This is a genomic window from Pseudomonas sp., assembly GCF_026224925.1.
GTDB lineage: Bacteria > Pseudomonadota > Gammaproteobacteria > Pseudomonadales > Pseudomonadaceae > Aquipseudomonas.
Genome location: NZ_JAMFRV010000101.1, coordinates 1 through 18665, shown reverse-complemented (window position 1 = coordinate 18665; position 18665 = coordinate 1). Strand labels below are relative to the sequence as shown.

The window sequence follows — 18665 nt, the reverse complement described above, 5'->3', positions numbered from 1 at the left end:
GGGGGTCAGCCTTGCCTGGCTGACCAGTCTTTGTGAGTTCCCCGGACGCCGCTGGCTCGACTGGGCGTTGATGCTGCCGTTCGCGATCCCGGCGTACGTATTGGCTTTTGTCTTCGTCGGGTTGCTGGATTTTGCCGGTCCAGTACAAACACTTCTGCGTGAGTGGTTTGGCAGCAGTTTGCGCCTGCCGCGAGTGCGCTCCACGGGCGGTGTGATCATCGTGCTGGTATTGGTGTTTTATCCGTACGTGTACCTGCTGGCGCGTACGGCGTTCCTCGCCCAAGGTAAAGGCTTGATGGAAGCGGCGCGCATTCTGGGTCTATCACCATGGCAAGCCTTTTGGCGCGTAGCACTGCCGATGGCTCGGCCCGCAATTGGCGCAGGTGTGGCGCTGGCCTTGATGGAAACGCTGGCCGACTTTGGCGCGGTAGCCGTGTTCAACTTCGACACCTTCACCACTGCTATCTACAAAACCTGGTACGGCTTCTTTAGCCTGTCCAGCGCTGCCCAGCTGGCGAGTTTGTTGCTGCTGGCGGTCATGCTGATCCTGTACGGCGAGCGCCGTGCTCGCGGTGCCAATCGTCCGGGCAACGAACGTCCCAGGGGCAAAGCGCTGTATCACCTGAGCGGTTGGAAAGCGCTGGTAGCCTGTGGCTGGTGTGGTTTGGTATTCACCTGTGCGTTCGCGATTCCGCTGCTGCAATTAATTGTGTGGTGCTGGCAGCGTGGCCGCTTTGATCTGGACGAACGTTACGTCGGGCTGATCCTGCACACCCTCTATCTGGGCCTTATGGCGGCACTGATTATTGTCGGCGTTGCACTCATTCTTGCCTTCGCGCGACGCCTGTCGCCGACGCCCGCCATCCGCTCGGCAGTGAGCGTGGCCACTGTCGGCTATGCGCTGCCTGGATCGGTGTTGGCCGTGTCGATCATGTTGGCCTTCAGCTATCTGGATCGCGTGTGGGTCATCCCGTTGTCGACGTGGTTCGGTGGCGCTGGCAAGCCGTTGCTGCTAGGCAGCTTGGCCGCGCTGTTGTTGGCGTATCTGGTGCGCTTCATCGCGGTGGCCTACGGACCACTGGAAAGTAGCCTGGCGCGTATCCGGCCGTCCCTGCCTGAAGCGGGTCGGAGTTTAGGCGTCAGCGGCCCGCAGCTGTTCTTCAGGGTTTACCTACCGTTATTGCTGCCAGGTGCGATGAGCGCAGCGTTGCTGGTGTTTGTCGATGTGCTCAAAGAGATGCCTGTAACGTTACTGATGCGTCCGTTTGGATGGGACACTCTGGCTGTCAGAATTTTTGAAATGACCAGCGAAGGCGAGTGGGCGAGAGCAGCTTTGCCCGCATTAACACTGGTGATAGTGGGCCTGCTACCGGTTATCGGTTTGATCCGACGTTCAGCTCGTCAGATCAGCTAGGTGCGGGTCTACTCCCATGCGGCTACAATGCGCCGCAATCGGTGCGGTCTGTCAGACATTTCCGGTCGTTGAGTCTGCCGAAAGCCCATGTTCACGGGCCTTTTCTTCAGTGTCACGACTCTCCGCATCTTCGCCACGCCCGGAAGGAGAAACCCATGGGACAGCGCACACCGCTCTTTGACCTGCACCTTGCGCTCGGCGCAAAAATGGTCGATTTTGGTGGTTGGGATATGCCTTTGCATTACGGTTCACAAGTCGAGGAGCACCATCAAGTGCGCCGCGACTGTGGGGTGTTTGACGTCTCTCACATGACCGTAATCGATATCGTCGGGAGTCAGGCCAAGGCTTGGCTTCAACAACTGCTCGCCAATGACGTCGGCCGTCTGACCCAGGTGGGTCGTGCGCTCTACAGCGCAATGCTCAACCGCGACGGGGGGGTGATTGACGACATGATCGTCTACCTCACCGAAAACGGTTATCGCTTGGTCGTCAATGCCGCGACCGGCGCCAAGGACCTTGCGTGGATGCATAAGCACCTTGCTGACTTAGACGTGCAACTGAACGAACGCGATGATTTGGCGATGCTGGCCATTCAGGGCCCGCATGCGCGCCATAAGATCGCGGAGTTAGTGACCGGTGAACGTGGCGCGCTGATTCAGCAACTGAGGCCTTTTGAAGGCCGCAGCGAAGGTGACTGGTTCATTGCCCGCACCGGCTACACCGGCGAGGACGGTCTCGAAATCATTCTTCCGGTCGATCAGGCCTGTGGGTTTTTCAACGATCTGGTGGGCGCAGGTATTTCACCCATCGGCTTGGGTGCCCGCGACACCTTGCGTCTTGAAGCCGGTATGAATCTGTACGGTCAGGACATCGATGAGCACGTGTCGCCCTTGGCGGCTAACATGGCGTGGACCATCGCTTGGGAGCCAGCCGACCGCGACTTCATCGGCCGCAGTGCACTGGAAAATGAGCGGGCTGCAGGGGTGAAATCCAAGCTGGTCGGGCTGGTATTGGAGGAGCGCGGCGTTTTACGCGCGCATCAGGTCGTGCGGATCACAAATATTGGCGAAGGGGAGATCACCAGTGGTAGTTTCTCGCCTACGCTAAGCAAATCGATTGCCTTGGCACGCGTGCCGATGGCAACCGCTGACCGGGCTGAAGTTGAAATCCGTGGCAAGTGGTATCCGGTTCGCGTGGTACAACCTAATTTCGTACGTCATGGCAAAGCCTTGATTTAACTTCTCAGGCGGGTTTTCCGCTGACCTGATGTAGAGGATGACTAAATGAGCAATATCCCCGCTGATCTGCGTTTCGCCGAAAGTCACGAATGGGCTCGCCTTGAAGCTGACGGAACGGTGACCGTTGGTATTTCCGACCATGCTCAGGAAGCGTTGGGTGACGTTGTATTCGTTGAGCTGCCGGAAATCGGCAAAGTCTTTACCGCTGGCGAGGGCGCTGGCGTGGTTGAGTCGGTTAAAGCTGCTTCGGACATTTACTCGCCAATATCCGGCGAAGTGTTTGAAGTTAATGAAAGTCTGGGCGGCGAGCCCGAGCTTCTGAACTCCGCTCCCTACACATCTTGGATTTTCAAGCTCAAGCCAAGCGACAAGGCTGAGCTGGACAAGCTGCTGGACTCCGCCGCTTATAAAAGTGCAATCGGTGAATAATTAGTTCCAGCCGCATAAAAAAAGCCTCGACTATTCGAGGCTTTTTTTGATTTGAAGTTTGCAGCTAAAAGCTTGCAGCTCTTGCTTCATTTCTCCGCCACCAGATTTTTATCCAGAATCGCGTTGGCCAATTCCATGTCAGACGCTTTCAAACCTGGATTGTCCGCACGCACTTGTTGCATGGCGGCTTCCAGAAAAGGGCCATGAATCGCACCATCGCTGGCAACGAAGCTGTCTGCGTCATCTTGTGCCGCTACGATCAATTTACGGTCGTGTCTGAACGTGAGGTAGGTCGAGCCAGTGGTTGCACCTGACGAGAGTACGTTGCGCAAAAAATCATCGGCCATCGCAGACCCGACTGGGAGAGAAAGCAGAGCTAGCGTGGCAATAGCAAACTTGAGGCGCATGATGGGTAACTCCAACTGTGGTTGTTCTGAAGTGTTGGATAGCCAAAGCCGCGTTGGAGTTCCGTAGCGGACTCAAGACACCGCTTCAACCTTCAGAACAGCGCCATCCTGGCTGACTACCCGCACTTGGCTGCCTACCGGCAAGTCAGGGCCGATCACCATCCATACGCCGTCATTGACTTTGATTTTGCCGCGCCCGCCAATGATCGCGCTTTGCACGACAAAGGTCCGCCCGATCAACTCTTGGCCTCGCATATTCAGTCCTGGCTGATCCGATACCCTGACCGCGCTACGTTGGCGTTGCCACCAGTAAACGGCTGTCAGCACCGAGAGCACCGCGAACAGCACAAACTGAATCTCCCACTGCATCGCCGGAATCAAAAAGCTGAGAACCCCGACGCCTGCCGCTGCGACGCCTATCCACAGCAAATAGCCGCCAGCGCCAAAGACCTCCAATATCAGCAATACCGTGCCCAGCCCCAACCAATCCCAGAATGACAGGTGTTGCAGGTAGTCCCACATGGTCGCGCCTTAGGCTTTTTTGCTGTCAAAGGTGGCTTTGACGATTTCGCCAATACCGCCCACTGCGCCGATCACTTGGCTGGCCTCAAGTGGCATCAGGATCACTTTGCTGTTGTTGGCTGACGCCAGCTTGCCCAATGCATCGATGTATTTCTGTGCGACAAAATAGTTGATCGCTTGTACGTTGCCAGACGCGATGGCTTCGGAGACCACTTGGGTGGCGCGTGCCTCTGCTTCGGCCTGACGTTCACGGGCTTCGGACTCCAGGAAGGCGGCTTGACGGCCGCCTTCAGCCTCGAGGATCTGCGCCTGCTTCTTGCCTTCAGCGGTCAGGATTGCCGATGCGCGCAGGCCTTCGGCTTCAAGAATCTGTGCGCGTTTGATCCGTTCGGCTTTCATCTGGCCAGACATCGCCGCCATCAGGTCCGCTGGTGGGCTGATGTCTTTGATCTCGATACGGGTGATCTTGATGCCCCAGGGTGCGGTGGCCTCATCAACCGTGCGCAGCAGTTTTTCATTGATGCCGTCGCGCTGGCTGAGCATCGCGTCGAGTTCCATGGAACCCAGCACGGTACGGATGTTGGTTTGCAGCAGATTACGAATGGCATGCTCGAGGTTGTTCACCTCATATGCAGCCTGCGCGGTATTGACCACCTGAAAGAAGCACACCGCATCGATCTGCACCGTGGCGTTATCCGCTGTGATGACCTCCTGTGGCGGGATATCCAACACGCTTTCCATCACGTTGATCTTGCGTCCGATGCGGTCCATCACCGGCACGATAATGTTCAGGCCTGGTTTCAATGTGTTGGTGTAACGCCCGAAGCGCTCCACCGTCCATTGATACCCCTGTGGCACAACCTTGAAGCCCATGAAGACGATGGCAATCGCCAACGCGACGAAGAGTAAAAGCACACTACCGATTTGCATAACGGTTCCCTGTTTGATGGTTGAGAGGCATTTAGGCAGAAATACGCACACCCCGGCGATTTAACTCAGCATAGTTCTGCCACAAGATGTGGCAGAACTGTAGGAGCCAATTCATTCGCGAAGCAGGCGACGCGGTTTAGCTGAAACCCGGGCTGCTACCATCGCGAGCAAGGCTGTTCCCCGTTTATCTTTGCTCGCTCTGCGGTGTCACCCGCAACACCTCTTCCAGCGTGGTCAGTCCTGCAGATACCTTTTGGGCACCAGACAAACGCAGGCTGCGCATGCCTTCCTTGAACGCTTGGCGGCGCATGGCGGTAAGGTCGAGGTCGGAGGTGATCAGCGCTTTGACGTTGTCCGACATCAACATGATTTCGTACACCCCGGCGCGTCCGCGATAACCGGTGTCGCGGCATTCTGCGCAACCTACCGCTTGGTGGGCGCCGGTGGGGACGGGGGCTTGCCATGGCCGGGTCAGGGTCTGCCAATCACCTTCGTCCAACGCTATCGGCGCCTTGCAATGCGGGCACAGCGTTCGAACCAACCGTTGCGCCATGACGCCGAGGATGGTCGCCTTCAGTAAGTAATGTGGCACCCCAAGCTCCAGCAGCCGGCTGATCGCGCTCGGCGCATCATTGGTGTGCAGCGTCGATAGCACCAAGTGGCCGGTAAGCGCTGCTTGGATTGCCATTTCAGCAGTCTCCAGATCGCGAATTTCGCCGATCATGATGATGTCGGGGTCTTGCCGCATCAGTGCGCGAACACCGCTGGCGAAGGTCAGGTCGATGTTGTATTGGACCTGCATCTGATTGAACGCCGGTTCGACCATCTCAATCGGGTCTTCGATGGTGCAGAGGTTAACCTCAGAGGTCGCCAGCTTTTTCAAGGTGGTGTACAGCGTCGTCGTCTTGCCCGAACCAGTGGGCCCGGTGACCAATATGATCCCGTTAGGCTGCTGCGTCATGTCCTGCCAGCGTCGTAGGTCGTCGCTGGAAAAGCCCAATTGGTCGAAATTTTTCAGCAGCACTTCGGGGTCGAAAATCCGCATCACCATCTTTTCGCCGAAGGCGGTGGGAAGGGTTGATAGCCGCAGTTCGACTTCGCCACCGTCTGGCGTGGTGGTTTTGACCCGACCGTCCTGCGGTTTGCGTTTTTCGGCAACGTTCATCCGGCCCAGACTTTTCAGGCGGCTGACAATGGCCATGGTGACCTGTGCGGGGAATTGATAGACGTTGTGCAACACGCCGTCGATGCGGAACCTTACGGTGCCTTGTTCGCGACGTGGTTCGATGTGGATGTCACTGGCGCGCTGCTGGAACGCATATTGAAACAACCAATCGACAATATTGACGATGTGCGCGTCGTTGGCGTCTGGCTCTTGGTCGCTGGCACCGAGCTTTAGCAATTGCTCGAAGTTGCCCAGGTTGCTCAATCGCTGGTCCGTGGCATTGGCGCCGCTGACCGATTTGGCCAGGCGGAAAAACTCCACGGTCAGCCGTTGGATGTCCACCGGGTTGGCGATCACGCGCTTTATGGGTAGCTTCAGAACGTGAGCAAGGTCGGCTTCCCATGCTCTGACGTAAGGCTGGGCACTGGCGATGGTCACCGATTCGCGATCCACGGCCACGGCAAGAATCTTGTGCCGCTGGGCGAAGGCATACGACATCAACGGCGTGACCGCCGCCACATTGATCTTCAGCGGGTCAATACGCATGTAAGGTTGCCCGGATTGCAGTGCAAGCCAGGCGGTGAGGGTTTCCAGGTCAAGCTTCTTGCCCGGCCGCAGCAGATCGTCGAATTGCTGGGCCGCGAGGAAGTCCAGAGGATGCAGTTGGAAATTGACCGCAGTGCGGCGCAGTTTCACGGCGTCCTCTGCAGAACTTTGATCGATAAAACCTTGAGCGACCAAGTCGCGCAGCAGATCGTTGAGATCCAGCGGGCGGTCTTGGGCAACTGAGGCGAGGACAGACATTCGGGCTCCTTGGGACAGTTCTGCTCTGACCGATTAACGGCTAGACAAGAGTAGTCCGCGGCGCGCCGCATGCGATACCTGAACCGAGTGCAAAGATGTCGAAAGTTTGCCTCGGACTCAACCTGTGGCCAGAGCTAGATGCTCTGATAGGACGGATTTTGCCTCGAAGGGTTCCAGTACCACTGAGCAAACATTGATCAAATTGCGCATTTTCTCGCCGATCACCTGCGCCCTATGCCAAGTTAAACCGTCCAGCTGAATGTCCAGCATGAGCATTTCATCCTGTTGCAGCACGCTCACTTGTTGCGGAATCAGGTACTGCATCGCGAACAAATTGAGTACCCGGCACAGCAGATCAGGCTCTGCTTCGGCGAGGATTTGGTAGTGCGCGCGAACGTGGGCGTTATTGATCGCCCATACGTCAGGACGTGGCGCGGTAAACGTAGTGGTTTCAACGTTGGACATACTGGGCTCCTCCTGTTTCGACTAGGGGGAATTCTTGCACGTCAGAAAAGAAATTTCTTTTCAATGATCGATTGGATTAGCCTTTAATCGACTTATCAATGCGCAATAACCAGATTTAGAGAATTAATTATGCAAAGCGAGCTGGACCTTTATGATCGGAAGATTCTGGCCCTTTTGCAGGAAGACGCCTCGCTGTCCAGTGCGCAGATCGCGGAGCAAGTCGGCCTTTCGCAATCGCCGTGCTGGCGGCGGATTCAACGACTCAAGGATGAAGGCGTCATTCGGCGCCAAGTGACGTTGCTGGATCGCAAAAAGATCGGCTTGAACACGCAGATTTTTGCCGAGATAAAGCTTAATGCCCACGGCCGATCAAACTTCACGGAGTTCACCGAAGCGATTCGAGGTTTTCCGGAAGTGCTGGAGTGCTATGTGTTGATGGGTTCGGTGGATTTTTTGCTGCGCATCGTTACGTCAGACATCGAGGCTTACGAGCGCTTCTTCTTCGAGAAGCTGTCGCTGGTGCCAGGGATACAAGAGGTCAACTCGACGGTGGCCCTGTCAGAAATCAAGTCCACCACCAGTTTGCCAATTTTGGGTTGAGGCCAAAATCATTCGGGAATGAATTCGATCCCACAGAAAATACCAAGATCCCTGTGGGAGCGAATTTATTCGCGAAGGCAATCTTACAAACGCAACAACGTCTTCCAGGCACGGCTCTGGAACACCACCACGGTCTGCTGCACGCGAGCATCCAGCACTTCGTCGCTGATCGGCAGTTGAGCCAGTTGCTCAAGCTTGTTCAGCTCGCCATAAAGACGGTCTAGCTCAGGCAAGTCCAGCGCACCACGAGCCAAGTGCAGCCAGGCTTGAATGCGTTCAATGCGCGGTAACTGTTCTGCCAAGTCTTCCGGTTGCTGTTGATAGCGGCCCAATTGCAATGAAGTCGCTTCTTCGGCCAAAAGACGTGGCACCCAGTTAGCCAGCTGCGCAGCACCTTGGCGATTGCCACGGGTATTGCGGTCAGCGGTCCAGGTGCGAGCCATCAGCCAGCGCGAGGTGTTCAGTGAAAACAAACCCCAGCGCGGATCTAGCAGTTCTTCAATGAACTGTTCATGTGCGGCATTGCGCACATCAGGGTCTTCCTGGCCGGCTTGGACCAACGGGCGCCAGTCTTCGAGCAAGGCATCCAGCGATTCGCGCATCTCATGCGTCGAGGTCCGCGGTGCGGCTTGACCCAGGCTGCCGGTCAGTGCCCGTAATTCGGACAGTAACGCAACCCAATCCTGCAGCAATCGCCAGTGACCATTGAAGCGGTATTGCTCGGCCAAGCGCTGGCTGCTGCCCAACAAATGCCAGGCCAGTGCGGAATACGCGTCATCCAGCGGCATTTCTGGATTCAGTGCCGGCACGGGCAGGCTAAGCGAGTAGCTGTCGGCATCGAGCAAACGATAGCCACGCTCGGCTTTGCTGATATCGCACGGCATCAAGGCCAGCGTAGCGGCCAGCTCAGCCGCCAACTCCAACAGCGCTGCGGGTTCGCCTTCACGCAGTTCAAGTTCCAGCTCGCAGATTTCTTCTTGCTGCTTGCCGGCAACCACTTTGCCGAAGTCCAAAGCCGCTTCGATCACGACCTTAGCTTTGCCGCGGCCCCACGCGATTTCCGCACGTTCACGGATGAAATCGGTAGTGAACAGCGGTTTAATGGTTTTTTTGTCCAGCTCGGCCAACTGCTCAGGCCAGCATTCGCCGTCGAGCTTCTTCAGGTCGAGCTTGGCTTTGGGGATGTCCCAGTTGTACTCGTTGCGTTCCGACAGACCGGCAATGCTCTGACCGCGAGTCTTCATCGTCTGGATGATCGCGTCGCCGTCTTTGCGAATGCGCAGGGCCACTTTAGCCGTCGCCAGATCACGCTCTGGGGTATCGAAATACTGATTGAACAGCTCAAGCCGTTCCCAACCGCTCTTGTTACGTTTTTTCAGTAACGGGTGTTCGCGCAATGCAGCGAGGGTTTCGCGGCTGACGCGGAGTTTGATTTCAGTTTCTTTCTGCATGGCCGGGAATCCAAGCTAATAGCTAGTCGCGAATAAAAAGAGGCGCAGCCTTCAATTACGTGGCTGCCAAGGCCGAGCAGTGTACAGGACATGTGTAGTCACGGTTTATTCCTGGGGCGCGATAGCCCTATGATGGACAGTATGTCGCACCGTTTTAAGGAGATTGTGTATGCCCTTGCCGACCATGAAAGAACAATTTGCCGCCTTGATCGCCGCGCCTTCGGTGAGTTGCACCCAGCCCGCGCTGGACCAGTCGAACCGAGCGGTGATCGACCTGTTGGCAACCTGGCTGGGCGACTTGGGTTTTGCTTGCGATATCCAGCAGGTAACACCCGGCAAGTTTAATCTGCTCGCCAGTTTCGGCAGTGGCCCGGGTGGCTTGGTGCTGGCCGGGCACAGCGACACGGTGCCCTTTGATGAGTCTCTGTGGAAAACCGATCCGCTGAAGCTGACCGAAGTCGACGGCCGTTGGGTAGGGTTGGGCAGTTGTGACATGAAAGGTTTTTTCGCGCTGGTCATTGAAGCGATCAAGCCGATGTTGGATAAGCCGTTCAAGCAACCGCTGCTGATCCTCGCTACGTGCGACGAAGAAAGCTCCATGGCGGGTGCGCGGGCATTGGCCGAGGCTGGCCGTCCATTGGGTCGCGCGGCAATCATTGGTGAGCCGACCGGCCTGAAGCCGATTCGCTTGCACAAAGGCGTGATGATGGAGCGCATCCATATTCTCGGGCGCAGCGGCCATTCCTCAGACCCAAGCCTGGGTCACAGCGCGCTGGAAGCCATGCACGATGTGATTACCGAATTGAAAGGCCTGCGCCAGCAATGGCAGCTCGAATACCGTAATCCGCAGTTTAGCGTGCCGCACCCGACCATGAACTTTGGCTGCATTCATGGCGGCGACAACCCCAATCGGATTTGCGGCCAATGTTCACTGGAGTTCGATTTACGGCCGTTGCCTGGCATGGACCCGCATATGTTGCGCGCGGCGATCATGCAGAAGCTGCAACCGCTGGCTGAGCTGCATCAGGTGAAAATCGATTACGCGCCCCTGTTTCCCGAGGCGCCACCGTTCGAGCAAGACGCCGATGCGGAACTGGTTCGCGTTGCCGAGCGTTTGACCGGGCATCAGGCGCAAGCAGTGGCGTTTGGCACCGAAGCGGCTTATCTTCAGCGCCTTGGCTGTGAGACGCTGGTACTGGGTCCGGGTGACATCGCTTGCGCTCATCAACCGGGCGAACACCTCGAAATGTCACGCTTGGAGCCTACAGTGCTTTTACTGCGGCAGTTGGTTGAATACTATTGCCTGACGCCGGCGACCGTCCGGTGAGTCCGGCCCAATTTAAACGGCTTCTAATGAGAAGGAGAGTGCGCGTGTTGCGATGCCTGTTCCGACGATAACCACCACAAAGTTGTGTGTTGTATCGCTTTCGTCCAATTTTTACAGGCTCTTCACGTTATGCACGAATACGTTAATTGGCTCCGCCACGCTTCGCCGTACATCAATGCCCACCGCGATTGCACCTTTGTCGTCATGCTCCCCGGCGACGGTGTCGCACACCCTAACTTTGGCAATATCGTTCACGACCTGGTGCTATTGCACAGTTTGGGTGTGCGACTGGTGCTGGTCCACGGGTCTCGTCCGCAAATCGAAAGCCGTCTTGCGGAGCGCGGCCTGACGCCACGTTTCCACCGTGACTTACGCATCACCGATGCTGAGACGCTGGAGTGCGTGATCGACGCGGTCGGGCACCTGCGGATTACGATTGAAGCCCGTCTGTCCATGGACATGGCCGCCTCACCCATGCAGGGTTCCCGGCTGCGGGTGACCAGTGGTAACTGGATCACTGCCCGGCCGTTTGGTGTGGTTGAGGGCGTGGATTACCACCACACCGGCGAAGTGCGTCGGGTTGACCGCAAGGGCATCAACCGTTTGCTGGATGAGCGCTCGATTGTGCTGCTGTCGCCGTTGGGCTATTCGCCGACGGGAGAAATTTTCAATATCGCCTGCGAAGACGTCGCGACCCGTGCAGCGATTGATTTGGGCGCGGATAAGCTGCTGCTGTTTGGTGCCGAACGCGGATTGCTGGATGAGCAAGGCCGTTTGGTGCGTGAACTGCGTCCACAGCAAGTCCCGGCACACATGCAGCGCCTGGGCAGCAATTATCAGGCGGAGTTGCTGGATGCGGCGGCTGAGGCCTGTCGCGGCGGTGTAGGTCGCAGTCATATCGTCAGCTACGTCGAAAACGGTGCGTTGCTGACTGAGCTGTTTACCCGAGACGGTGGCGGCACGTTGGTCGCGCAAGAACAGTTCGAGCAAGTGCGTGAGGCTGCCATTGAAGACGTCGGCGGTTTGATGGACTTGATCAGCCCGTTGGAAGAGCAGGGGATTTTGGTGCGTCGCTCCCGGGAAGTGCTAGAGCGCGAGATTGAGCAATTCAGCGTGGTTGAGCGTGAAGGGCTGATTATTGCCTGCGCGGCGCTGTATCGGATTGCAGATTCAGACGCTGGCGAGCTGGCTTGTCTGGCCGTTAATCCGGAGTACCGTCACGGTGCCCGTGGCGATGTGTTGTTGGAGCGCATTGAAGTTCGCGCGCGGGAGCTTGGCTTGAAAACCCTGTTTGTTCTCACCACCCGCACCGCGCACTGGTTCCGTGAGCGCGGGTTTGAGCCCAGCAGTGTTGAGCGCCTGCCAAGCGCCAGGGCATCGCTTTACAACTATCAACGTAATTCGAAAATCTTCGAAAAGGCGTTGTAGAGACTTCAATTTCACTGTGGGAGCGAATTCATTCGCGAATGGAGCAGCGCGATTCGTCTGACGAACCGCGCCGCCTGCTTCCCGAATGAATTCGGTCCTACAGATCGCATTTTAATCAGTTACTGATCGCCAATATGCTCGCCTGGTACGAACCCACAAACGTATCGAAGTCGACCGTCTCTTCGGTTTGCTCAAGCTCTGCTTGCTCGGCGATCGACGTGCGCGCGAGGGCTTCGAAGTGGGACTGATCTTCAGCGCTCAACGGTTCGCTGCGGAAGTATTCGGCATGCGCCTGGCTTTGTCGGAACGAGAATGCGGTAAAGCCTTCCGAATGCTTGGTCATGCTCGCCAGCACTTGTGCCGAAGGCGTCAGCGATGAATCATTGACCTTGCTTTGCTGGGTCGCGATCGATTTAGAGTGTTCTTCGCCGCCATGGCTTTGATCAAGTAACTGCGCGAGCGGAGCGATTTTTTGCAGCAGCTCGGTTGCCCAGGCTTTCAGTTCCATGGTGCTGTCATTGCGGCGTAATTCAAGACCCGGACGACGACCTTCCTTGACCACTGTCATGAAGTTCGACTCCGCATTGGTGCATTCGTTGTTTGCCAGCTGCGGGCTGTCTTGCAGCGCGCAATACAGCACGAAGGCATCAATGAAACGCGCTTGCTCCAAGTCGATACCCATCGGCAGGAACGGGTTGATGTCCAGGCAGCGGACTTCAACGTATTGCACGCCGCGCGCCATCAGCGCCTGAATTGGGCGCTCACCGGAATAGGTCACGCGTTTCGGGCGGATATTCGAGTAATACTCGTTTTCGATCTGCAGAATGTTGGTGTTGAGCTGAATCCATTCGCCGTCTTTGCGGGTGCCGATCTCGACATACGGCGCATACGGGGTCGCCACCGCCTCACGCAAGCTGTCGATGTAGCTGCTTAGGTCGTTATAGCAAGGCGTCAGGCCGGCCTGGGCGTTGCTCTGGTAGCCCAGATCACTCATGCGCAAGCTAGTGGCGTAGGGCAGGAACAACGTCTCTGCGTCCCATTGCTCCAACTGATGCGAGCGCCCGCGCAAGAAGCCTGCGTCCAGTGCCGGCGAAGCGCCAAACAGGTACATAAGCAACCAGCTATAGCGGCGGAAGTTGCGGATCAAGGCGATATACGACGAGGATTGAAAGTCGCGGTCGGTGCCCTCAAAGTTCTCAGCCTGCCGAAGCACTGGCCAGAGTTTTTCAGGCAACGAAAAGTTGTAGTGAATCCCGGCAATGCATTGCATGGACTTGCCGTAACGTAGCGCGAGACCCTTGCGATAAACGTACTTGAGCTGGCCGATATTCGACGTGCCGTAGTAGGCAATCGGAATGTCTTCTTCGGCCGGCAACGGGCACGGCATCGAAGGACTCCATAGGTACTCGGTGCCGAGCTTGCTGTACGCGTAGCGATGGATCTTATCCAGGCTGGCGAGGGTGTCAGCGGGGTCTGCCAGCGCCGGAGTGATGAACTCCAGCAGTGACTCTGAATAGTCGGTGGTGATTTGCTCGTTGGTCAGCGCGGCGCCCAATGCTTCTGGGTGCGGCGTCTGCGCCAGGCGTGCCTGGTCGGTTACGCGCAGGCACTCACGCTCAATACCGTGCAGGCACTGCTCCAGCAAGGAGAGGTGAGTGGGCTCGCTTAGCAAAGCCAGGCGGCGGTTGAGAAGTTCGCTCAAGTTAGATTCCTTCACGCGTCAGTCGCCCCAATATGGGGGTGGATATGACCGTCTACAAGGGTGAAGAGAAGAACTGGCGTCGTCGCCTGGTTTTAGTTTGGAACGCCGATACCCGTTGTACGATTTGGCTGGACCACAAGCAGGAAGTTTCGACACCGTTCACGCAGTGTCGAAACTAACTCATATCCACGTCCGACAGCTAGATGACAGCGAACGTGCCTTGCGCTTTAGCGACCAGTTTGTCGCCCTGGACCACTTCCGCTTCAACCACCAACGTACGTCGCCCGGCATGCAGCACCTTGGCAGTACACAGCACTTCACCGTCAGAAACCGAGCGCACATAATTGATCTTGCACTCGATCGTCACGCTTTGCTGATCGAAGCCGTGGGAGCTGGAACAGGCCAACCCCATGGTGATATCGACCAAGCTGAAGATGGCCCCGCCGTGCATCACGTTGCCGCGGTTGCGCAGGTGCGGCTCCAGCGGCAGCGCAACGTGGGCGACGCCATCGTCTAGGCGAACCAGCCGGCAACCCAAGGTATTGAAGTACGCGCTTTGAGTAAGGCCTTCAGGAATTTCCATCAACGTTTCTTCAGCTGTTTGGCGTTGGCGAACAAGGAAGCCATGGCTTGATTGACCGGGGCCGCGGCTGGCGGCGCCTCTTTACGAGGGGCGCTTTGCTGCGCGCGCGGAGCAGAGCCCGGACGAGCGCCACGTGCACCGTCAATCTTTTCGCCCGGCGTGTCGCCCATGCGCATCGACAGCCCGACGCGTTTGCGCGGAATATCAATTTCCATCACCTTGACCTTGACCACGTCGCCGGCTTTGACCGCTTCACGTGGGTCCTTGATGAATTTCTCCGAAAGCGCGGAGATATGGACCAAGCCGTCCTGATGCACGCCGATATCAACGAAAGCACCGAAGTTGGTCACGTTGGTCACTACGCCTTCGAGGATCATGCCCGGTTGCAAGTCCTTGAGTTCTTCGACGCCTTCCTGGAACTCGGCGGTCTTGAATTCCGGGCGTGGGTCGCGGCCAGGCTTTTCCAGTTCTTGCAAAATGTCTGTCACGGTAGGCAAACCGAAGGTTTCGTCGGTGTACTTTTTTGGGTCCAGGCGTTTGAGGAAACTTGCGTCGCCGATCAGCGAGCGGATGTCGCGATCGGTTTCGGCGGCAATACGCTGCACCAGCGGATAGGCTTCCGGGTGAACCGCTGAAGAGTCCAGCGGGTTATCACCGTTCATGACGCGCAGGAATCCAGCCGCTTGCTCGTAGGTTTTTTCGCCGAGGCGGCTAACCTTTTTCAGCGATGCACGGGTTTTGAATGCGCCGTTTTCATCGCGGTGGCTGACAATATTCTGCGCCAGCGTGAAGTTGAGGCCCGAAATCCGCGCCAGCAATGCAACGGACGCGGTGTTCACGTCGACACCCACGGCGTTCACACAGTCTTCAACCACTGCGTCCAGGCCGCGCGCCAGTTTCAGCTGCGACACGTCATGCTGATATTGACCGACGCCGATGGATTTCGGATCGATTTTCACCAGCTCGGCCAGTGGATCCTGCAGGCGACGTGCAATCGACACCGCGCCACGGATGGTCACGTCCAAGTCGGGGAATTCCTTCGCAGCCAGCTCGGAAGCTGAATACACCGAAGCACCGGCTTCGGAGACCATAACCTTGGTCATTTTCAGCCCTGGGTATTTTTTGATCAGCTCAGCGGCCAGTTTGTCGGTTTCACGGCTGGCGGTGCCATTGCCGATGGCGATCAGGTCCACCGCATGTTTGGCGCACAAAGCGGCCAAGACCGCGATGGTCTGATCCCACTGATTCTTGGGTACGTGCGGATAAACCGTGGCGTAATCCAGCAACTTACCGGTGGCGTCAACCACCGCCACTTTGCAGCCGGTGCGCAAGCCAGGGTCAAGGCCCAACGTGGCGCGAGGCCCTGCAGGCGCGGCCAACAGCAAATCATGCAAGTTGTGCGCGAATACGTTGATGGCTTCGGTTTCCGCGCCTTCGCGCAGTTCGCCCAGCAAGTCGGTTTCCAGATGGGTATAGAGCTTGACCTTCCAGGTCCAGCGCACGACTTCTGCCAGCCACTTGTCAGCAGGACGATTCTGATTCTGTAGGCCGAAACGTTCGCTGATCATCATTTCGCAAGGGTGCATTGCACCGGGTAGCTCTTCGCCGACTTTCAGTGAAGAGCTGAGAAAGCCTTCGTTTCGGCCACGAAAAATAGCCAGTGCACGGTGCGATGGCATGCTTTTCAGCGGTTCGTCGTGCTCGAAGTAGTCGCGGAACTTAGCGCCTTCCTCTTCCTTGCCTGCCACTACACGGGCGCTGATAACTGATTCGTGCTTGAGGAAGCTGCGCAGTTTGTCGAGCAAGTTGGCGTCTTCGGCAAAGCGCTCCATCAGGATGTACTTGGCACCTTCCAGTGCAGCTTTTACATCCGCTACGCCTTTTTCGGCATCAACGAAGCGTGCTGCTTCGCTGTCGGGCGTCAGGCTTGGGTCGTTGAACAGGCCGTCGGCCAATTCGCCCAGACCTGCTTCAAGGGCAATCTGACCCTTGGTGCGGCGTTTTTGCTTGTAGGGCAGATACAAATCTTCAAGACGGGTCTTGGTGTCAGCGAGTTTGATATCGCGGGCCAATTCCGGGGTCAGCTTGCCTTGCTCTTCGATGCTGGCAAGGATGCTGATGCGCCGTTCGTCGAGTTCGCGCAGGTAACGCAGGCGTTCTTCCAAATGACGTAATTGAGTGTCATCGAGGCTGCCGGTCACTTCTTTACGGTAGCGAGAGATGAAGGGCACAGTTGAACCTTCATCAAGCAGAGCGACGGCCGCTGCGACCTGCTGTGGGCGGACGCCGAGTTCCTCGGCGATGCGGCTGTTGATGCTGTCCATAAAACCACCTGGCAAATTGTGAACAAAAAATACGACTGCTTACAAACGGCGTCAGTCAGTGTTGACTGACTTCGCGGCGGCGCATTATACCCGGCGATCTATCATTAGGGGGATTGGAGCCTGTTTGGAGCTTGTAACGGGGGCTGCGACCAACCGTTGCTGGCGGCTCTGGAAAAATCTGCTAACAATGCACTCAGTACGTAAGTCGGCAGCTACGCCATAATGCGCGCCGAGACCAAAGGAGCATCGAATGAGCAGCACTGCACAAACTGCTGAAGGGGAAAAAATCCTCATTGTTGACGACGACCCAGGACTAAGTAGCCTGTTAGAGCGTTTTTTCACCAGCAAGGGTTATCGCGCGCGCGCTGTAGCGAACGCCGAACAAATGGATCGCCTGCTGGCCCGTGAGGTTTTTCACCTTGTGGTTCTGGACTTGATGCTGCCAGGTGAAGACGGACTCTCAGCGTGCCGTCGCCTGCGTGCCGCTAACAACCAGGTACCGATCATCATGCTCACCGCCAAAGGCGATGAGTTGAGCCGTATCCGTGGTCTGGAATTAGGTGCAGACGACTACTTGTCCAAGCCATTCAACCCTGATGAGCTGATGGCCCGGGTCAAAGCTGTGCTGCGTCGCCAGATCGCGCCTGTACCTGGCGCGCCGGGCAGTGAAGACGAGTCTGTGACGTTCGGGGACTATGAACTGTCGCTGGCAACCCGCGAACTCAAGCGCGGCGATGAAGTTCACATGCTGACCACGGGTGAGTTCGCCGTGCTCAAGGCATTGGTCATGCACGCTCGTGAGCCACTGACCCGGGACAAATTGATGAACCTGGCCCGTGGTCGCGAGTGGGACGCATTGGAGCGCTCCATCGACGTGCAGATCTCACGCTTGCGTCGCCTGATCGAGCCGGACCCTTCCAAGCCTCGCTATATCCAGACTGTCTGGGGCGTGGGTTACGTATTCGTTCCAGATGGGGCTGGCACTAAATGATCTGCGCTTTGTAGGCGTGAGCAGCTCAAAGCGCCGAATACTCATCCATACCGTCGATAACCCTACTAGTGGGTTATCGGCGTTTTTGGGTGTGGGTGTTTATCCGCCTAAGCCGTTCGTATTCCGTCAACTCTGCGAGCCTGGCTCGCACCTGCAAAGTGTGTAGTTATCTGTCATGAAAACGCCGCTCTGGTTCCCGCAAAGCTTTTTCGCTCGCACCCTCTGGCTAGTGCTGATCGTCGTACTATTTTCCAAGGCGCTGACCCTGGTTTATCTGCTGATGAACGAGGATGTACTCGTCGACCGGCAATACAGCCACGGTGTCGCGTTGACGCTGCGCGCGTATTGGGCTGCCGATGAACAGGATCGCGAGGCCATTGCCGCAGCCGCAGGGCTGATTAGGGTAGTAGGCGGCGGTGTGCCGGAAGGTGAGCAGCATTGGCCGTACAGCGAGATTTATCAGCGCCAGATGCAGGCCGAGTTGGGTGCAGACACCGAAGTGCGCTTGCGTGTGCATGCGCCGCCAGCACTCTGGGTGCGAGCGCCGAGCCTAGGCGATGGTTGGCTGAAAGTGCCGCTTTATCCGCACCCCTTGCGCGGGCAGAAGATCTGGAGCGTGCTGGGCTGGTTTCTTGCCATTGGTTTGTTATCCACCGCGTCGGCCTGGATATTTGTCCGGCAGCTGAATCAACCACTCAAACGTCTTGTCTTCGCTGCCCGTCAATTAGGGCAAGGGCGTAGTGTGCGTTTGCCTATCAGTGATACGCCCAGTGAAATGACCGAGGTTTATCGCGCATTCAACCAAATGGCCGAAGACGTTGAACAAGCAGGCCAAGAGCGAGAGCTGATGCTGGCGGGGGTCTCCCACGATTTGCGAACGCCGCT

The 18665-nt window shown here is 57.1% G+C and carries 17 protein-coding genes; 8 read left to right on the top strand and 9 right to left on the bottom strand.

The genetic code is table 11. The annotated features are described in order from the left end of the window. From M0974_RS04620 to gcvH, 3 genes are all read left to right on the top strand, one after another. On the top strand, nucleotides 1–1414 hold a 1414-nt coding region (locus M0974_RS04620), incomplete at its 5' end, for an iron ABC transporter permease (RefSeq protein ID WP_297833380.1). 155 nt (nucleotides 1415–1569) lie between these two features. Further along, entirely contained in the window at nucleotides 1570–2652 is a 1083-nt protein-coding gene (gene gcvT, locus M0974_RS04615; RefSeq protein WP_297833378.1) for a glycine cleavage system aminomethyltransferase GcvT, read from the top strand. 45 nt (nucleotides 2653–2697) lie between these two features. Continuing rightward, the gene (gcvH, locus tag M0974_RS04610) at nucleotides 2698–3081 is read left to right on the top strand and encodes a glycine cleavage system protein GcvH (RefSeq protein WP_297833376.1); all 384 of its coding nucleotides are present in this window, start codon (nucleotides 2698–2700) and stop codon (nucleotides 3079–3081) included. Between the two features lie 86 nt (nucleotides 3082–3167). Here the strand turns inward: gcvH and M0974_RS04605 are convergent, their stop codons facing one another. The 5 genes from M0974_RS04605 to M0974_RS04585 all read right to left on the bottom strand — a co-directional run bounded on the left by M0974_RS04605 (nucleotide 3168) and on the right by M0974_RS04585 (nucleotide 7374). Next, the gene (locus M0974_RS04605; RefSeq protein WP_297833374.1) at nucleotides 3168–3488 is read right to left on the bottom strand and encodes a DUF2388 domain-containing protein; all 321 of its coding nucleotides are present in this window, start codon (nucleotides 3486–3488) and stop codon (nucleotides 3168–3170) included. A gap of 72 nt (nucleotides 3489–3560) precedes the next feature. Then, a complete protein-coding gene (locus tag M0974_RS04600) occupies nucleotides 3561–4010 on the bottom strand; it encodes an NfeD family protein (protein ID WP_297833372.1) in 450 nt (149 codons plus the stop codon). Nucleotides 4011–4019: 9 nt separating this feature from the next. Then, nucleotides 4020–4940 carry an SPFH domain-containing protein gene (locus M0974_RS04595; protein ID WP_297833370.1) on the bottom strand — a complete coding sequence of 307 codons (921 nt, stop codon included), beginning with the start codon at nucleotides 4938–4940 and terminating at the stop codon, nucleotides 4020–4022. Nucleotides 4941–5124: 184 nt separating this feature from the next. After that, a complete protein-coding gene (locus M0974_RS04590; RefSeq protein WP_297833367.1) occupies nucleotides 5125–6909 on the bottom strand; it encodes a GspE/PulE family protein in 1785 nt (594 codons plus the stop codon). 117 nt (nucleotides 6910–7026) lie between these two features. Next, the gene (locus M0974_RS04585) at nucleotides 7027–7374 is read right to left on the bottom strand and encodes a hypothetical protein (protein ID WP_297833364.1); all 348 of its coding nucleotides are present in this window, start codon (nucleotides 7372–7374) and stop codon (nucleotides 7027–7029) included. Between the two features lie 129 nt (nucleotides 7375–7503). Between M0974_RS04585 and M0974_RS04580 the strand changes: the two genes are divergently transcribed. Further along, entirely contained in the window at nucleotides 7504–7974 is a 471-nt protein-coding gene (locus M0974_RS04580) for an Lrp/AsnC family transcriptional regulator (protein WP_297833362.1), read from the top strand. An 83-nt stretch (nucleotides 7975–8057) separates the two neighbouring features. Here M0974_RS04580 and M0974_RS04575 read toward each other — a convergent pair whose 3' ends face one another. Then, nucleotides 8058–9425, bottom strand: coding sequence for a CYTH domain-containing protein (locus M0974_RS04575; RefSeq protein WP_297833360.1), 1368 nt, complete (start codon nucleotides 9423–9425; stop codon nucleotides 8058–8060). Between the two features lie 169 nt (nucleotides 9426–9594). On the opposite strand from M0974_RS04575, the gene argE reads away from it, so the two are divergent. Together argE and argA are read left to right on the top strand one after the other, a co-directional pair. After that, nucleotides 9595–10752 (top strand): acetylornithine deacetylase, encoded by a 1158-nt coding sequence (gene argE / locus M0974_RS04570; RefSeq protein ID WP_297833358.1) that lies wholly within the window; start codon nucleotides 9595–9597, stop codon nucleotides 10750–10752. Between the two features lie 129 nt (nucleotides 10753–10881). After that, on the top strand, nucleotides 10882–12180 hold the full coding sequence (gene argA, locus M0974_RS04565; protein ID WP_297833356.1) for an amino-acid N-acetyltransferase: 1299 nt from the start codon (nucleotides 10882–10884) through the stop codon (nucleotides 12178–12180). Nucleotides 12181–12295: 115 nt separating this feature from the next. On the opposite strand, the gene gshA is transcribed toward argA, so the two are convergent. From gshA to M0974_RS04550, 3 genes are all read right to left on the bottom strand, one after another. Continuing rightward, nucleotides 12296–13882 (bottom strand): glutamate--cysteine ligase, encoded by a 1587-nt coding sequence (gshA, locus tag M0974_RS04560; protein WP_297833354.1) that lies wholly within the window; start codon nucleotides 13880–13882, stop codon nucleotides 12296–12298. 199 nt (nucleotides 13883–14081) lie between these two features. Beyond that, nucleotides 14082–14465, bottom strand: coding sequence for a PaaI family thioesterase (locus M0974_RS04555; protein WP_297833352.1), 384 nt, complete (start codon nucleotides 14463–14465; stop codon nucleotides 14082–14084). Beyond that, complete coding sequence (locus M0974_RS04550; RefSeq protein ID WP_297833350.1) at nucleotides 14465–16789, bottom strand: Tex family protein; 2325 nt, start codon at nucleotides 16787–16789, stop codon at nucleotides 14465–14467. The genes M0974_RS04555 and M0974_RS04550 overlap by 1 nt, the downstream gene beginning before the upstream one ends. Nucleotides 16790–17039: 250 nt before the next feature. Here M0974_RS04550 and ompR point away from each other — a divergent pair, with 250 nt between their 5' ends. Both ompR and M0974_RS04540 read left to right on the top strand, forming a co-directional pair. Continuing rightward, nucleotides 17040–17780 (top strand): two-component system response regulator OmpR, encoded by a 741-nt coding sequence (ompR, locus tag M0974_RS04545; RefSeq protein WP_297833348.1) that lies wholly within the window; start codon nucleotides 17040–17042, stop codon nucleotides 17778–17780. Nucleotides 17781–17955: 175 nt separating this feature from the next. Then, nucleotides 17956–18665: HAMP domain-containing protein (locus M0974_RS04540; RefSeq protein ID WP_297833346.1), on the top strand; the 710-nt coding region annotated here is incomplete at its 3' end.

Excerpts from the sequence above, each read along its gene's own strand:
- gcvT (WP_297833378.1), top strand. The coding sequence starts at position 1,570 with ATGGGACAGCGCACACCGCTCTTTGACCTGCACCTTGCGCTCGGCGCA.
- gcvH (WP_297833376.1), top strand. The coding sequence starts at position 2,698 with ATGAGCAATATCCCCGCTGATCTGCGTTTCGCCGAAAGTCACGAATGG.
- M0974_RS04605 (WP_297833374.1), bottom strand. The coding sequence starts at position 3,488 with ATGCGCCTCAAGTTTGCTATTGCCACGCTAGCTCTGCTTTCTCTCCCA.
- M0974_RS04600 (WP_297833372.1), bottom strand. The coding sequence starts at position 4,010 with ATGTGGGACTACCTGCAACACCTGTCATTCTGGGATTGGTTGGGGCTG.
- M0974_RS04595 (WP_297833370.1), bottom strand. The coding sequence starts at position 4,940 with ATGCAAATCGGTAGTGTGCTTTTACTCTTCGTCGCGTTGGCGATTGCC.
- M0974_RS04590 (WP_297833367.1), bottom strand. The coding sequence starts at position 6,909 with ATGTCTGTCCTCGCCTCAGTTGCCCAAGACCGCCCGCTGGATCTCAAC.
- M0974_RS04585 (WP_297833364.1), bottom strand. The coding sequence starts at position 7,374 with ATGTCCAACGTTGAAACCACTACGTTTACCGCGCCACGTCCTGACGTA.
- M0974_RS04580 (WP_297833362.1), top strand. The coding sequence starts at position 7,504 with ATGCAAAGCGAGCTGGACCTTTATGATCGGAAGATTCTGGCCCTTTTG.
- M0974_RS04575 (WP_297833360.1), bottom strand. The coding sequence starts at position 9,425 with ATGCAGAAAGAAACTGAAATCAAACTCCGCGTCAGCCGCGAAACCCTC.
- argE (WP_297833358.1), top strand. The coding sequence starts at position 9,595 with ATGCCCTTGCCGACCATGAAAGAACAATTTGCCGCCTTGATCGCCGCG.
- argA (WP_297833356.1), top strand. The coding sequence starts at position 10,882 with ATGCACGAATACGTTAATTGGCTCCGCCACGCTTCGCCGTACATCAAT.
- M0974_RS04555 (WP_297833352.1), bottom strand. The coding sequence starts at position 14,465 with ATGGAAATTCCTGAAGGCCTTACTCAAAGCGCGTACTTCAATACCTTG.
- M0974_RS04550 (WP_297833350.1), bottom strand. The coding sequence starts at position 16,789 with ATGGACAGCATCAACAGCCGCATCGCCGAGGAACTCGGCGTCCGCCCA.
- ompR (WP_297833348.1), top strand. The coding sequence starts at position 17,040 with ATGAGCAGCACTGCACAAACTGCTGAAGGGGAAAAAATCCTCATTGTT.